Here is a 14,244-nt window from a genome sequence, read left to right as displayed (position 1 = left end):
GTGAGAAGAAGGGGAGGGAAAGTATGCACAAGCAGACGTTTCTATATTTAATAGGGGGTATTTTGGCATTAGTCATCGCCATGAGTATTGGTCGTTTTGCATATACGGTTATCCTACCGTATATGCAAGATACTTTTGCCTTTAATCGTGCCACAGCAGGTTTTCTAGCAACAAGTAATTATTTAGGATACTTAGTAGGAGCATTAATTGCCGGTCGCTTACAAATAGGAGATAAGCGTATTCCTTTTTTACAATTAGCACTCGGTATTAGTATTTTGACAACAGCTATGATGGGCTTTACCGATGCCATTATCGCATGGTATGCACTGCGTTTTATGTCAGGGGTTATGAGTGCATTTATCTTTGTAGCTGCTGCTAGCCTTGTGCTCGATCAGTTAGCTGGGAATGGAAAAGCACATTTATCAGGGCTTTTTTATAGCGGGGTAGGTACAGGAATTGCCCTAAGTGCGGTTATTGTGTCACCCATACATGCTATGTTTGATTGGAATGGAACATGGATTGCTTTGGCGTTGTTTTGTGCCGTATTGTTTGTATTCATCGTATTATTAATAAAACCAGTTATTCAACAGACACAAGAGAAATCAAGTCAAACCATAGTACCGCAGAGAGTCCCACCTACGACATGGATGAAGTGGCTAATTTTAGCCTATAGCTTAGAGGGACTTGGCTATATTGTTACTGGAACATTTATCGTGTCAATTGCTGAAGAGTCAACAAGCTTTCATGGTGATGCAGCCATTGTATGGTTTGTTGTTGGGATTGCAGCGATTCCATCGTGTATTGTTTGGTCAAAGCTTGCTCAGAGATATGGCTATGTGAGAACATTATTTATTTCCATGTTATTCCAAGGGCTTGGCATCGTTTTGCCAGCATTTGCGACAAATACGATGACACTTTATGCAAGTGCCTTTATTTTTGGGGCAACCTTTATGGGGATTACAACTGTGGCTACAACGTTAGCAAGACAAATAGTGCCGGTGAACAGTCATCAAATATTAGGTTATCTAACTGCTGGTTATGCTTTAGGTCAAATGCTAGGTCCCTCACTTGCAGGAACATTAGCTAATTATACAAATAGTTATCAGAATGCTTTATTTGGAGCAACAGCTGTTGTAATCGTTGGAGCTTTATGTCTGATTAGCGGATTAAAATATGAAAAAGTGAAAGTAGGAGAGCTAGATGTCATTCGTGAATTTTAAAAATACAACAGAGAAAAAGCTGAGCTAATTGCTGGGCGCCATAACTTTTGAATATGCAGCTACAAATTGAAGAGGTAGTGAATTGTAGCAAAAGAATCATACAAGATGTGTAGCTAGCTAGTCTCTTTAAGTGTCTTAACGCCTAAGTTCATTTTGAGTATTTTTTTGGTGATGAGGTGGGTGACAGTATCTCTTAATATAAAAAAAGATCCCCAAACGGTGCAGTGAACTAACCAAAGGGGATCTTGTCATTCCAAATTATAGTATTGGTCAAAACAGTTAAATTATGTCCTGTTTACTAAAACTTCTCAAACCATAAACTAGTAAAATGATAAAAGTTCCACCTAATAGTGTATAAAATAAGAAATAAGATTGAATAGGTGATTCGTCCTTAGGTGACATTGCTAACATTGGCTGTGTCCATGGATAAATCTGGCCTAATGGTGTGCTGGCAACAATAATCGCTGGAAGTGTAAAAACAATACTAATGGCCAATGGTATGCCAAATGTTTTAGCTCTTATGGAAATAATTAGTTGTAAAAGAATTAAAGGTAGACACGCTATAATACCGTTAATTATATACCCCGATATTGTAAAGATCGGAAGGGTGTCTTTGATTCCGTTTATATAACCAAATCCAATGAAAAAGATTAATAAAATTAACATCGTAATGATTACCATGTGAACCACTGTAACAAATTTACCTAGAAAGATGTCTGAGTGTTTAACTGGTAAAGCTAGTAGTTGTTTCCATCCGCCTCCCGCATGTTCACTTCTACAAATTAGTGCTGAATATATTCCTACTAAAATTGGTAATACAAAAGGGCCAATAAATAATGCAGCTTGTGTCCACACTTCTATCCAAGCATTATCTCCAGGTTGCATTAGGAGATCATAGTTTTTAAAGAAATTAATATAAGCTAATGACACACCTAATATAGGACCAATAAAGTAAAGTAACCATGAATTGGAGCGTTTTAACTTTAATCGTTCAACAAATAAGATATTTTTCAAAATTAGCCCTCCCTTATTGGACATTCCGTTTGGCAAAATGCATGGACCCCATAAAAAACAGGATGATACCTAATATTAGATTAACAACAAGAAATGCCGAAAAATCTGGGTTATACCCTATTCCCTCATACTGCAATATAACCGTTGATGATTGAATTGGATAGGCAAATGGTAACCATCTAGTCGTTTGAGCAGCTGCTAAAAACAGACCCATAATAGAGGAAACTGATCCGATAACAATAGAGAAGGCCTGATTTTTAATGCTCATAGATAGCCAAAATTGAAAAGCCATAATTGGTAATACTGTAATTAACATACCGTAACAATCGCCTATCAATAAGCCCCAAGGAATATCCCCTTCAAATGATAGTACCTTTCCTAGAAAAACCATGCCAATCAGAAAAATGGTAGTGGAAAGAAATAGACTAATCATTAACCAAATAAATTTACTCAAATAAATTTTTCCTCTTTCTATAGGCATTGAAAGGGTTTGTTTCCATCCATTTGCCTGATGTTCAATATTTGCAATCACTGATGCAGCAAGTGTAACGGCTAATGGAAAACCTAGACCAAATAACAAACTATTGTCATACATTAAATACATCCACATTGAACCTGCACCGAACATCTCAGCTTGTTTTTCCGCAAAATCAACGCGATAGGTGAGATTCACCAACTCATATGCAAAGATAAGTAATGGAACCAATGAAACAATAATCAATATCGACGAACGTTTTAATTTGATTTTATCTGCCCATAAGATATTTTTCATAAGCTTCCCTCAGTACCAGTTAGTTCTAAGAAAATATCTTCAAGTGTTTTTTTCACTTCCTCAAGTCGATACACAGATAGTCCTGAGTGAACTAGAATGGAATTGATTTCCGAAACAAACTCTGGCTCTGTTTGGTGAAGCCACAAAAAATCTTTTTGCAAATCAGTCTTTAATCCTTTTCCTTTTAATAGTGTATTTGCTTCAACTAAATCACTAACTCCTACTTTTAATAACGGTTTCCTTTTTCGTCTTAATTGCTCAATTGAATCTTGAAAAATCATTTTTCCGCAAGTAATAATCCCAACTTGTGTAGCCATCTGGTCTATTTCACTTAATAAGTGACTAGATAAAAGGACGCTCATGCCAGACTCAGGCAATTTTTTTATTAACTCTCTTATTTCTTGAATACCCGACGGATCCAAACCATTTGTCGGCTCATCTAAAATTAATAAATCCGGCTTGCTTAATAGTGCTGTAGCAATCCCAAGGCGCTGCTTCATTCCAAGTGAATATTCTTTTGTTAATCTGTTCGCAACTTTAGTTAATCTTACTACTTCCAATACTTCGTTAACGCGATTTTCTGAAAGATTTCTTAACCTACGAACAGCCTCTAAATTTTCACGTCCGGTTAAGTTCCCATAGAATGTTGGAGACTCCACTAATGATCCAATTCGTTGTAAAATTTGTAGCCGATCTTTTTTTAGACTTTGACCAAAAATTTCAATATTTCCCTTTGTCGGTTTTATTAAACCTAGTAACATTCGAATTGTTGTAGTTTTTCCAGCTCCATTAGGGCCAAGGAATCCATAAATTTGTCCACGTTCAATTTGTAAGTTTAATCCTTCGACAGATGTATGCTTTTTATACTTTTTGGTAAGCTCATTTGTCACCACTATTTGATTCTTCATCTATTTCCTCACCTCATTTCAATCGTATATGAAACTTAATGAATACGAATGAAACTCTTCCTAAACATTTGCTAAACGGCTAGTTCTAAAATTTTTATCTATTTTAATCAACCTACATGGAATGCTAAGGAATTTGCACTCTGATTTTTCAGAAATTTAAACGGAGTATTAATTCTTTTATTAACGACTTTTTATATTTCTGTTTAAGGTAAAATAATAATTGAGATAGAGAGGATGATATAGGTGACTTTTAAAATCGAGAATCATAAAATTCTGATGGTTGATGATGATCATTACATTTTAGATTTATTAGTAACAGTCTTTGAAAAGGAAGGTTTTCAAAATATCTTAATTGCCACTAATGGAGCAGAAGCACTTTCTATAACAACTCAAAAAAAACCAGACATTATATTGTTAGATGTAATGTTACCTGATACAGACGGCTTTACTTTATGCAATAAAATTCGTTTCGAGACAGATGTACCAGTACTGTTTCTTACAGCTAAAACTACCGATTTAGATAAATTACAGGGGTTTAGTTTTGGAGGAGACGACTATATTACAAAGCCTTTTAATCCATTAGAAGTCGTTGCTCGTGTAAAAGCACAATTAAAACGTTTTACTAAAATTCCGTCACAGTATGTAAGAAAACAGATTTACGATTTTGCCTACTTTTCTCTAGATCCCAATATGGGCAAACTTATTGTTAATGGCGAAAGAATAGAGTGTCCTACTCAGGAAATGAAACTTTTGCTATATTTTTGCGAGCATCCCAACCGAATTTTAAGTAAACATCAAATCTATAAGGATGTATGGGGTGAAATATATGGTGGAGATAGTACAGTGATGGTACATGTACGACGTTTACGTGAAAAAATAGAAAAAGACCCTAGTAGACCTAAATGGATAAAAACCATTCGAGGATTAGGCTATATTTTTGAAGTAGACACAAAAGAGGACTTATTGTGAAATTAAAAAATCGTGTTGCCTATTATTTCATTTCACGCATTTTCTGGTTAATGCTTACTTGGAGCTTACTTATTGTAATAACCATTGTTTTTTTCAGTTTCTTTCTTGGATATAACAAAACAGAAAGTACACAACTATCAATTAGCGATGTTGTTGAACATACCAGTGTCGTAGATCAAAAACTTACAATAAGTTCTAAGATTAAAGATGCTTTATTAAAAAATAAAATGTGGATGCAAATATTAGATGAAAATGGCGATGAAATAGTTTCCTTTAACAAACCCCAAAATATAAAAGAACATTATACTCCAGGAGAACTAGTTTCTGATTACCTGTATCCCGCTAAAAAAGGATATCAGCTGTCAACATGGTATAAAACTATTGATAGCCAGAATCTCACATGGGTTTTAGGAAAGCCGATGTCAAATAATAATCCTTTTTTCTATTGGGTAAATAATCTATGGATTCTCTCAATCATGATAATTGGAATACTGCTTGCTTTATTTTTTGGAAGACAACTTGGTGCTCCTTTACTACATACTGTATCGTGGATTGAAAATCTATCTAATGAAAAATATGAAGAACCTTTTTCTAAATGGAAATTTAATCGAAAAAAACGGTGGAGGAATAAAACTAAATATAGTACGTATGAAGAATTGACGCAGGCTCTTTCTAATCTTACATCAACTCTTCAAAGAAATTCAGAAGAACGGAAGTTATTAGAAAAGACTAGGGAAGAATGGCTGACAGGAGTCTCACATGATCTTAAAACCCCATTGTCTGTTATTAAAGGTTATATTGTTTTATTATCTTCACGTGAATACGAATGGGAACAAGATAAGATACGTCAATTTTCCAGAATCATGGAGAATCGTGTAGAGTATATGGAACAATTAATTGAAGACTTCAACTTAACATTTCAATTAAAAAATGATTCTATTCCAATACAATTTGAACAAAATAATCTTGTAAATATTCTTAAAGATGTTCTAGAACAACTCTATAGATTGCCTGAATCGAAAAATAAGATGTTTTCATTTGAATCAAGTAAGAAACAAATCATCCTTAATATGGATACAAGATACTTGAAGCGGGCATTTGAAAATTTAATTGCTAATTGTATTAAGCATAATCCCCCTGAAACCAACATTGAAATTTTCCTACATGAAGACTTGTCATATCCAAGACAAATTCGTGTTGTAATTAAAGATGATGGAGTCGGTATGGATCAAGAAACGATTGAGCACTTATTTGATCGATATTACCGTGGAACTAGTGCATCATCTAATAATCAGGGAACAGGGTTAGGAATGGCAATTGCAAAACAAATTATTATAGCTCATGGGGGAGAGATTGATATAAAGAGTAAACCTCAATTAGGAACCAAGTATAATATTACTTTTCCTCTCGAGTGTACTAACCTTGAAAAAATTCCAAAATAATTTTGTCCGTAAAACAAAACTATGAATTCTAAAAAATAGATTTATTGAATATCCTATTTATTAAAAATTAATATACCACGCTATAAAAAAATATCCTCATTGGACGTAATCCAATGAGGATATTTTTTATCAAAACATTACTTTTGATTTAGTGAATATCACGTTTTTTGAAGTTACCACCGCGTACCTCTGAAACATCAGAAATGACGACAAAAGCACTTTCATCGATACCTTTAATAATTGAAACAATCTTATTTTCTTCCATACGGTTAATAACACAGTTTAAAATTTCAGTTGGTTCATTTGAAAAACCACCACGCCCCTGTGTATAAGTAACACCACGACCTAAACGAGCTTGAATCGCATCTCCAATCTCCTCTGACTTCGCACTAACAACACGAACGTCTTTTGATTTTTCTAAACCATCTTGGATAATATCGATAACGTTTTTCGCAATATAGTACGTTAAAGCTGAATACAATGCGCTCTGCAATCCAAAAATAAAGCTTGCCCCTAAGAAAATAAAGGCATTAATAAATAATATAATATCCCCGACTGAAAATGGAATCTTTCGAGATAGTAGCACGGCTAAAACCTCAGAGCCATCTAAAGCTCCACCGTTACGTAAGACAATCCCAATCCCAACACCAAGTAACATACCACCAGCTAAAACAATTAGTAAAGGATCTTCTGGACCTAAAATTGTTTTAACATCGTGTAAAAGGACTGTGGAAACAGATAAAGCTGCTATTCCAGCACTACTCATCAATGCAAAAGTTTTACCTACTTGTTTGTAGCCAATCCAAATAAAAGGAATGTTTAATACAAAGAGCAGTACGCCTAATGGAATACCAAAGAGTTCTGCTCCCATAATACTAATACCCGTTACGCCACCATCAATGACATTGTTCGGTATCAATACCGCTTCAAGTCCATATGCTGCGATGACAGCGCCAATGACAATCAAAATAAATTTTCGTGTGTTTTCAACTAACTTTCTTTTTTTCATTCATCTTCTCCATTTCTGTATGTAAAATAATACTTAAGGTTTTGGAATAATATTTACAGCAATTGTTTTTGTCTCAGTCTCTTCAGTTGAGTCGGCCATATTATAGTATTTAGTTACTAAATTGTTCAATTCATTTTCAAAGTTCTTAAATTGATCATTCGTTAATGACAAGTCAAGAAATGAAAAAGTTGCAAAATCTGCCGTGCTTTCTTTTTCATCAAGTGAATTTAAATAATTTTGATATTGAGATAGTAAAGCTAATTGATAGTAGGAAACATAATTTAATTTTTGTTTGATTGTTAGTTGTGACCAATCCTCCTTACTCAGTTTTGCTGCTCCTTCATTTAATGCATAAAATTTCTCTGTAACAGAACGTACTTTTCGCTCTTTTACAATTTTTATAATGTTTTCATCCACCAAAATTTGGATATGGCGATATAAAGTAGCTTGAGGTACATCCTTAATGACAGTAATCATCTCCAAAGTGCTTAAGCCTTCTTCTTTATTCAGAGCTTGTAAAATTTTCATTCTCACAGGGTGCATTAAGACCTCTGCTTTATTACGCATAAAACGATCCTCCTATAGAAAAAATGAGATGGTATCAAGGGTAGTATTCAAATGTTATCAATATGAGAACATTCTCAAAAATATAATATATATTTTTTAAAAGGATGTACAGTAAAAAGGTAGTGAAATTTTTAAATCCTTCTGTTATCATTATCGATAATGATAATGAATGGAGGTTTTAGTAATGAAATTACACTATGGTTTTGATGATTTAAATCAACTGGATTGGGCAAGTATACTGCCCATTATTTTGCCATTTTTATTCGTAGGATTTGTTCTAATCATTGTTGCTTTATTCGATTTATATCGGCACCGAGATACAAGAGAAAACATTCTTATGTGGGCGATTATTATTTTGTTCTTTAATACGATTGGTTCTGTTCTATACTTCATTATTGGTAGAAAGGATGTAAATAAACGTGCGCTTAGAAATTAAAAATATTACGAAAAAATTTAAACATAAAACGGCTGTGAATGGTTTTTCAATGGTCATTGATGCTAATGAGTGTGTTGGGTTAATTGGTCCAAATGGAGCAGGGAAATCTACATTAATTCAAATCATTGCCGACATTTTGTATGCGGATGAAGGGGAAGTTCTACTTGATGGTCAAAAGAATTCATCTATGAAACATCAAATTGGTTATTTACCTCAGTATCCTAATTTTTTCTCGTGGATGACAGCATTTGAAACATTGTCCTTTATGGGGACACTTTCTGGCATAGCAAAAATCGAATTGCAGAAAGAAATTCCATTGCTTTTAGAAAAGGTAGGCTTAGGGAAAGAAGCACATAACCATGTCGGAACATTTTCAGGTGGTATGAAGCAACGCCTTGGCATCGCACAAGCATTATTGCACAAACCAGCTTTAATGATTATGGATGAACCGGTATCTGCACTAGATCCAATAGGTAGGAGGGAAGTGTTAAATCTATTAAAAGAGATAAAAAAAGAAACGACCATTTTAGTATCAACGCATATATTGAGCGATGCAGAAGAAATTTGTGAGCGCTTTGTGGTGATTAAAAATGGTCACAAAATAGAGGATGCTACAAAATCAGAATTGCTTAAGCGCCATCAAGAATCAGCTATCTTTTTAATGATTCGAAAGGAAGATTTTAAGTGGGTAACAATGATTGAACATTTGCCATATGTGAAGAAAATCGAAAGCTGTGGAAATGGCTTTAAAGTATTTGTAGATCATTTGGAAGGTGATGCCCACCGATTATTACAGTATGGACTCGATTCAAAAGTGTTGTTTACTAAATTTGAAGTGGGTATTCAAGACAATCTAGAAGAAATATTTTTAGAATTGGTGGTGTAAGGGAATGCATGCTTTTATCGCGTTAAGCAAAAAAGAAATAAATCAAATGACAAGAGAATATAAAATATTTTGGCTCCCAATTGTCTTTATCTTACTAGGGCTAACTCAGCCGATTATGATGTATTATTTACCAGTTATTTTACAATCGGCTGGTGGGGTTGAAGGTATAACGATTGATCCTAACATGGCAAAGCCCGAGGGAGGTGAGGTACTTGCCTCAACATTAAATTCACAATTTGACCAACTAGGCATTATTATTCTGGCAGTTGCCACGATGAGTATTATTCAAGGGGAAAAAGCGAATGGCATGATGGCATTTATCCTAACAAGGCCAGTATCGATATCATCTTATTTAAATAGTAAAATCATTATCCATTATATATTGGCAGTTATATGTATGGCTCTTGGCTATGCAGTGTCTTATGGCTACTCAGCGTATTTATTTACTACTGTTCCTATGACACAAGCTATTTGGGCATTAGTATTCTATTGTGTTTGGCTGTTATTTGTCATAACGTTTGTGGCGATGATGAGTACATTTTTTACTAGTCCTGCATTTATTGCATTAATAAGTATCGTTGTCCTATTAATATGTCGTTTCACTGCGGGGTTACATCCATTCTTAGACGTTATTAATCCTGCAGGTAATAGTATGTATGCAACAAATATTTTGATGACAGGTGAAGTGGGAACTTGGTATGGCATTAATGTTGTCGTAACATTGCTGTTGGTTTTATTGATGATCATGACTATGCAAAGTTTTATTGCTAAAAAGAAATTTTAACTTCTTTCAGCAAATGTCTTTTGTACCAAAAGCATAGCGACAGGTACAGAAGTTTCCATAAGCACAAAGCCGATTCCGGACGCAATTATGCCGAGGCATAATTGAGATGAAATGAGGTGAAGAAAATGTTATCAATACAAAATTTACGGAAATCGTATGGACAGCATGAGGTACTAAAGGGAGTAGAGTTAAAAATAGAAAAAGGAGAAATACTGGGGTTTGTTGGTGGGAATGGTGCAGGTAAAACAACGACATTAAATTGTCTTACTGGATTAGTTGAGCAAGATTCAGGAAAAATCATGATTAATAATGTGCCAAAATCGCAGTCACTCGACTATAAAAAACAATTCTATTTTATTCCTGATACCATTCATGTATTTCCAAATATAGCTGCATATGATTGGATACATTTCGTTTTAAAGCTATATGAAAAGACTGATGATGAAAAATTACAAAGCTTCATTAACGTCTTTGATATGGAAAAAAGTATTTATAAACCAATTGGAACGTATTCTTATGGAATGCTTCATAAGATGGCGTTGATTACTGCTTTTACAATTAGTCCGCCCATTCTAATCATGGATGAGCCGTTAAATGGTCTGGATCCACTTGCGGTCGTTGCTTTTAAGAAGTGTATGAAGGAGTATGTTGAAAATGGTGGGACCGTATTCTTTTCTACTCATTTGTTAGATGTTGCAGAAAAAATTTGTCAATCAATTTCATTTTTAAAAGATGGAAAGATTGTCTTACATGAGCGTGTTGAGAATTTGCTAGTCGATGGGAGCTTAGAAACTATTTTTATGGAGAAACAAACCAATGAAGGATAATATGCAATTAATTAAATTCTTTTTAACATCTTTTTATGCAAAGCCAAAGCAGCCAGTAATTCAAATACTCCTAATTATTGCATTTATTTATGTAGCGATTCAGTATTTTGCACTTACTCTCATGATCTACTTTATAGCGACCCCAGAGGAGTATTTATTATACAATGTTCTTCTTTCTAATGGTGTGACGTATTTATTGATTTCATATTTTGCCATTTCGGTAGTGTTTAGTCAAAGCGATTTTGCTATTTTTGCTCATTTGCCCATTTCAGCAAAGCGGGTTGTCATGTCGAAGATAATAAGTGGCGTAGCTTTACCGATAATGGTTGTCAGTATCTTAACAATACCGACATTTTTTATATTACTGATAGAGTTTAAGCTAGCTGTTGCTGTAAAATCAATTGCATTTTTACTTGTCATGAACGTTTTAATTGTACTGTTCCTTTTGTTAATGTTATCCATTTTAAATCATTTTCGGAGTGAATTTACCAATACATCCGTGTATTTGCTTGTTAGGATGATTCTTATACTAAGTATTGGAATAAGCCCAATAGTGTACTTTTTAATAAAAAATTATCAAGCAATCAGCATTGTTTTAGCAAAATTAGATGCTTCAACAATAGCATCCTTAAGTGCTTCCATTTCAGATTTTCTCGATATAGGTTATCGTTTTGCAATGCAACAGTCATTGGTGGAGACGCTTTTGTCATTAAATACTGTCATAAGTTTTATCTTATTATTCGCACTATGTTATTTATTGTTAAAAGTAACGATAAAAATGATTGCGTCTAAGTATTATGAACATGGCTTGCTTGTCAGCAGAATAGAAAAAACGACTAAAGTTTGGGGGAGAGATATCAAAAGTAGTTGGTTCAATTATTTGCAGCGTGAATATTGGATTATTCAGTCTGAACCGTACTTTAAAATGCAAGCTATTTTGGGGATTGTTTTAACCCCAATCTGTACAATCATTTTTTTAATGCTCGTACAGACAAATATCTTAAGAACTGAATGGATTGTTAACTATGAATCTTTTATTTTTCCATATATGGTTTTGTTGATGAGTTGTATGAACAATATAAGTGGAACTCCTTATTCAAGAGAGGGAAAATACTATGCATCTAGCATAACATTGCCATTTGATACACAAAAAATTTATATGGCAAAAGTCGTGATTTCATCATGCATCAGCACAATATCGGTCGTAATAAGCTATATCATTTACATGCTATTTGGCAGAGGCGATATTATTACGGGACTGCTTTTATTGATTACAATACTATTAGTCATTACTTATAATTTATTGTCTCCTCTTTATGATAGAAGGCATCCATTACTTGAATGGTCTAATCCATCGGAGGCAATAAAATCAAATCCTACAGTATTAATAAGCCTGCTATATGGATTACCTTTATTAATTGTTATGGGACTTCTTCATTTTAGCTTACTTACTTTCAATGTTTCTCCATTAATGACAGCCGTAATCATTTTGATTGTTGTAACTCTATGTACGATTACATTAATTTATAAAATATTTGATAAGAAAAATTCGGAATGCTCATCACCATAACGTTGACGAGGTCTATTTTGAGATGACCAAGGATGTATTTAATGAACTATATATAGAAAATACATTCTAACAATAAGAGATGGCATCTGTACTTTACAGAAGTCATCTCTTTCTTTTCTTTTGGACGACGTTGTTTACCTGCACAATGTTAAATCAAAAACACCGCCACAATGGTTGTAATAACAAGCCCGATTATCACGGGCAATAAATTACGCCTTGCAAGTTCGAAGGGGCTGACGTTACAGATTGCAGCGGCTGGAATTAATGCCCAGGGAATGATCGTTCCGCCTCCAACCCAAATTGCAGTAATTTGCCCAAGTGCTGTTAAAGTTGCTGTACCTCCACCAATAGCATTGCCGAACAAACTACCAACGGAGCCTGCTAAGGAAATGCCTGAGAAGCCTGAGCCGTCTAATCCTGTAATGGCGCCAACGACTGTTAAAGTAATGACCGCAATTTCCTTTGTTAATGGTACGACAGCAGCTAGACCAACGCCGAGATCGTTGACGATACCATGTGAAGCGGCTGGTAAGTAGTCGCCGATAATTTGTGTGAAGCCAGAGTCCCCTAGATAGAAGAAGGCCGCAATGGGAATAACTGGCCCAAACACTTTAAATCCGAACTGGAATCCTTGAATTAAATAGCTTGTTGTCTTTTCAAGGCCTTGGTTTTTATGAGCTACAACACAAAGCAACAATAGTATAAAGACGGATGTTCCACCTATTAAAGCTGTAGCATCTCCACCTTGTAATTTTAAGATGGACATGGCAATGACATCGAGGACAAAGGCAATTGGAATGAGAACTGCGAAAAAGCGTTTTTGTCCAAGTGTCAGCAAGTGTTCAGCGGTTACTTGTTCAGCGTCTTCACTTGTGTTGTTTGTAGCGTTCAAATATAGTGCTCCACGTTTCATATCGCGTCGTAATAAAATATAGGCGACTAATGTTGTGACAACGCCCATCGTAATGACAAGAGGGATACTAGCAGCTACTACCTCACCAACTGGAATACCAGCAGCATCAGCAGTCAGTTTCGGAGCCCCCTGTATAACAAAATCACTCGAAAGAGCAATTCCATGACCAAATAAATTCATCGCCATTGCCACTCCAAGTGCTGGCAGACCTGCGCGTATTGCAACTGGCAAGAGAACGGCCCCTAAAAGCGCCACAGCTGGTGATGGCCAGAAAAACCAGGAAATAAACATCATTAACAGACCAATCGTCCAATAAGCTAGTGCTGGTGTTTTAATGATTTTCGTAAAAGGAGCAATCATGACTTCGTTAATACCTGAAGTCATTAAAACGCGACTCATGGCAACGATAATAGAAATAATTAGAATGGTTGATAAAAGCTCTGTAATCGCATAAATAAAGCTGTTAAAAACACCGCTTATAGATGAAGTTAAATCACCTGTAGCTACGATTGCTAGCATGAAGATGCCAATAATACAAATGAGGGTGGTATCGCGACGTTTAACCATAAAGCCAATGATAAGGATAATAAAAACAACGTAAATCCAATGGAGAGCAGTAAATTCAATCCCCATACGTTTCCCCCTCAAAATTCGGTCTGATTATAGAATATGAAGAGAAAAAAAGTTGGTGATGATTTTGGAGAACTAATTTGATGATTAAGTTTTAACTTCTTTCAGCCAATTTTTTTGTACCGAAAGCGTAGCGGCAGGTACAAAAACTTAAATTGGCTGTTTGGAGAAATATAGAAGGGATTTGTCTGTGGGTGTCGAACTAAACGAGAGTACAAATGGAGAGCAAATCGTTTGCTTTTTTTAATTGTACGGTTTAACGTTGACAATCCATCTTATGAGGAGTGATGTGCTATG

General features: G+C 34.8%; 14 protein-coding genes. 8 read left to right on the top strand and 6 right to left on the bottom strand.

Features of this window, described 5'->3' with window-relative positions:
* The first annotated feature begins 23 nt into the window (after positions 1–23).
* Positions 24–1,220: a YbfB/YjiJ family MFS transporter gene (locus ACB089_RS17840; protein WP_374963154.1), complete on the top strand. Its 1,197-nt coding sequence runs from the start codon at positions 24–26 to the stop codon at positions 1,218–1,220.
* Positions 1,221–1,499: 279 nt separating this feature from the next.
* On the opposite strand, the gene ACB089_RS17835 is transcribed toward ACB089_RS17840, so the two are convergent.
* The 3 genes from ACB089_RS17835 to ACB089_RS17825 are packed head-to-tail and all read right to left on the bottom strand — an operon-like array spanning position 1,500 to position 3,914.
* Entirely contained in the window at positions 1,500–2,234 is a 735-nt protein-coding gene (locus tag ACB089_RS17835) for an ABC transporter permease (protein ID WP_374963152.1), read from the bottom strand.
* A 13-nt stretch (positions 2,235–2,247) separates the two neighbouring features.
* Positions 2,248–3,006, bottom strand: a complete 759-nt coding sequence (locus tag ACB089_RS17830; protein ID WP_374963150.1) for an ABC transporter permease — start codon at positions 3,004–3,006, stop codon at positions 2,248–2,250.
* The gene (locus ACB089_RS17825; protein ID WP_374963148.1) at positions 3,003–3,914 is read right to left on the bottom strand and encodes an ABC transporter ATP-binding protein; all 912 of its coding nucleotides are present in this window, start codon (positions 3,912–3,914) and stop codon (positions 3,003–3,005) included. The genes ACB089_RS17830 and ACB089_RS17825 overlap by 4 nt, the downstream gene beginning before the upstream one ends.
* A 276-nt stretch (positions 3,915–4,190) precedes the next feature.
* On the opposite strand from ACB089_RS17825, the gene ACB089_RS17820 reads away from it, so the two are divergent.
* On the top strand, positions 4,191–4,883 hold the full coding sequence (locus ACB089_RS17820) for a response regulator transcription factor (RefSeq protein WP_374967588.1): 693 nt from the start codon (positions 4,191–4,193) through the stop codon (positions 4,881–4,883).
* Complete coding sequence (locus tag ACB089_RS17815; protein WP_374963146.1) at positions 4,880–6,325, top strand: ATP-binding protein; 1,446 nt, start codon at positions 4,880–4,882, stop codon at positions 6,323–6,325. The genes ACB089_RS17820 and ACB089_RS17815 overlap by 4 nt, the downstream gene beginning before the upstream one ends.
* 148 nt (positions 6,326–6,473) lie before the next feature.
* Here ACB089_RS17815 and ACB089_RS17810 read toward each other — a convergent pair whose 3' ends face one another.
* Both ACB089_RS17810 and ACB089_RS17805 read right to left on the bottom strand, forming a co-directional pair.
* The gene (locus ACB089_RS17810; protein WP_374963145.1) at positions 6,474–7,334 is read right to left on the bottom strand and encodes a YitT family protein; all 861 of its coding nucleotides are present in this window, start codon (positions 7,332–7,334) and stop codon (positions 6,474–6,476) included.
* A gap of 33 nt (positions 7,335–7,367) precedes the next feature.
* Positions 7,368–7,901 (bottom strand): transcriptional regulator, encoded by a 534-nt coding sequence (locus tag ACB089_RS17805; RefSeq protein ID WP_368635248.1) that lies wholly within the window; start codon positions 7,899–7,901, stop codon positions 7,368–7,370.
* A gap of 184 nt (positions 7,902–8,085) precedes the next feature.
* On the opposite strand from ACB089_RS17805, the gene ACB089_RS17800 reads away from it, so the two are divergent.
* The 5 genes from ACB089_RS17800 (at position 8,086) to ACB089_RS17780 (ending at position 12,404) form a co-directional block, all read left to right on the top strand.
* Positions 8,086–8,337, top strand: a complete 252-nt coding sequence (locus ACB089_RS17800) for a PLD nuclease N-terminal domain-containing protein (protein ID WP_374963144.1) — start codon at positions 8,086–8,088, stop codon at positions 8,335–8,337.
* A complete protein-coding gene (locus ACB089_RS17795; RefSeq protein WP_374963142.1) occupies positions 8,321–9,223 on the top strand; it encodes an ABC transporter ATP-binding protein in 903 nt (300 codons plus the stop codon). Before ACB089_RS17800 ends, ACB089_RS17795 begins: the two co-directional genes overlap by 17 nt.
* Positions 9,224–9,227: 4 nt before the next feature.
* The gene (locus tag ACB089_RS17790; RefSeq protein ID WP_374963140.1) at positions 9,228–10,007 is read left to right on the top strand and encodes an ABC transporter permease; all 780 of its coding nucleotides are present in this window, start codon (positions 9,228–9,230) and stop codon (positions 10,005–10,007) included.
* 125 nt (positions 10,008–10,132) lie between these two features.
* Positions 10,133–10,834, top strand: a complete 702-nt coding sequence (locus ACB089_RS17785; RefSeq protein ID WP_374963139.1) for an ABC transporter ATP-binding protein — start codon at positions 10,133–10,135, stop codon at positions 10,832–10,834.
* Entirely contained in the window at positions 10,824–12,404 is a 1,581-nt protein-coding gene (locus ACB089_RS17780) for a hypothetical protein (protein WP_374963138.1), read from the top strand. Before ACB089_RS17785 ends, ACB089_RS17780 begins: the two co-directional genes overlap by 11 nt.
* Positions 12,405–12,552: 148 nt before the next feature.
* Here the strand turns inward: ACB089_RS17780 and ACB089_RS17775 are convergent, their stop codons facing one another.
* Positions 12,553–13,950 carry a hypothetical protein gene (locus tag ACB089_RS17775; protein WP_374963136.1) on the bottom strand — a complete coding sequence of 466 codons (1,398 nt, stop codon included), beginning with the start codon at positions 13,948–13,950 and terminating at the stop codon, positions 12,553–12,555.
* Positions 13,951–14,244 lie beyond the last annotated feature (294 nt).

Source organism: Lysinibacillus sp. RS10, assembly GCF_041956855.1.
Taxonomy (GTDB): Bacteria; Bacillota; Bacilli; order Bacillales_A; family Planococcaceae; genus Lysinibacillus; species Lysinibacillus xylanilyticus_A.
This window is presented reverse-complemented; position numbering and strand designations above follow the sequence as displayed.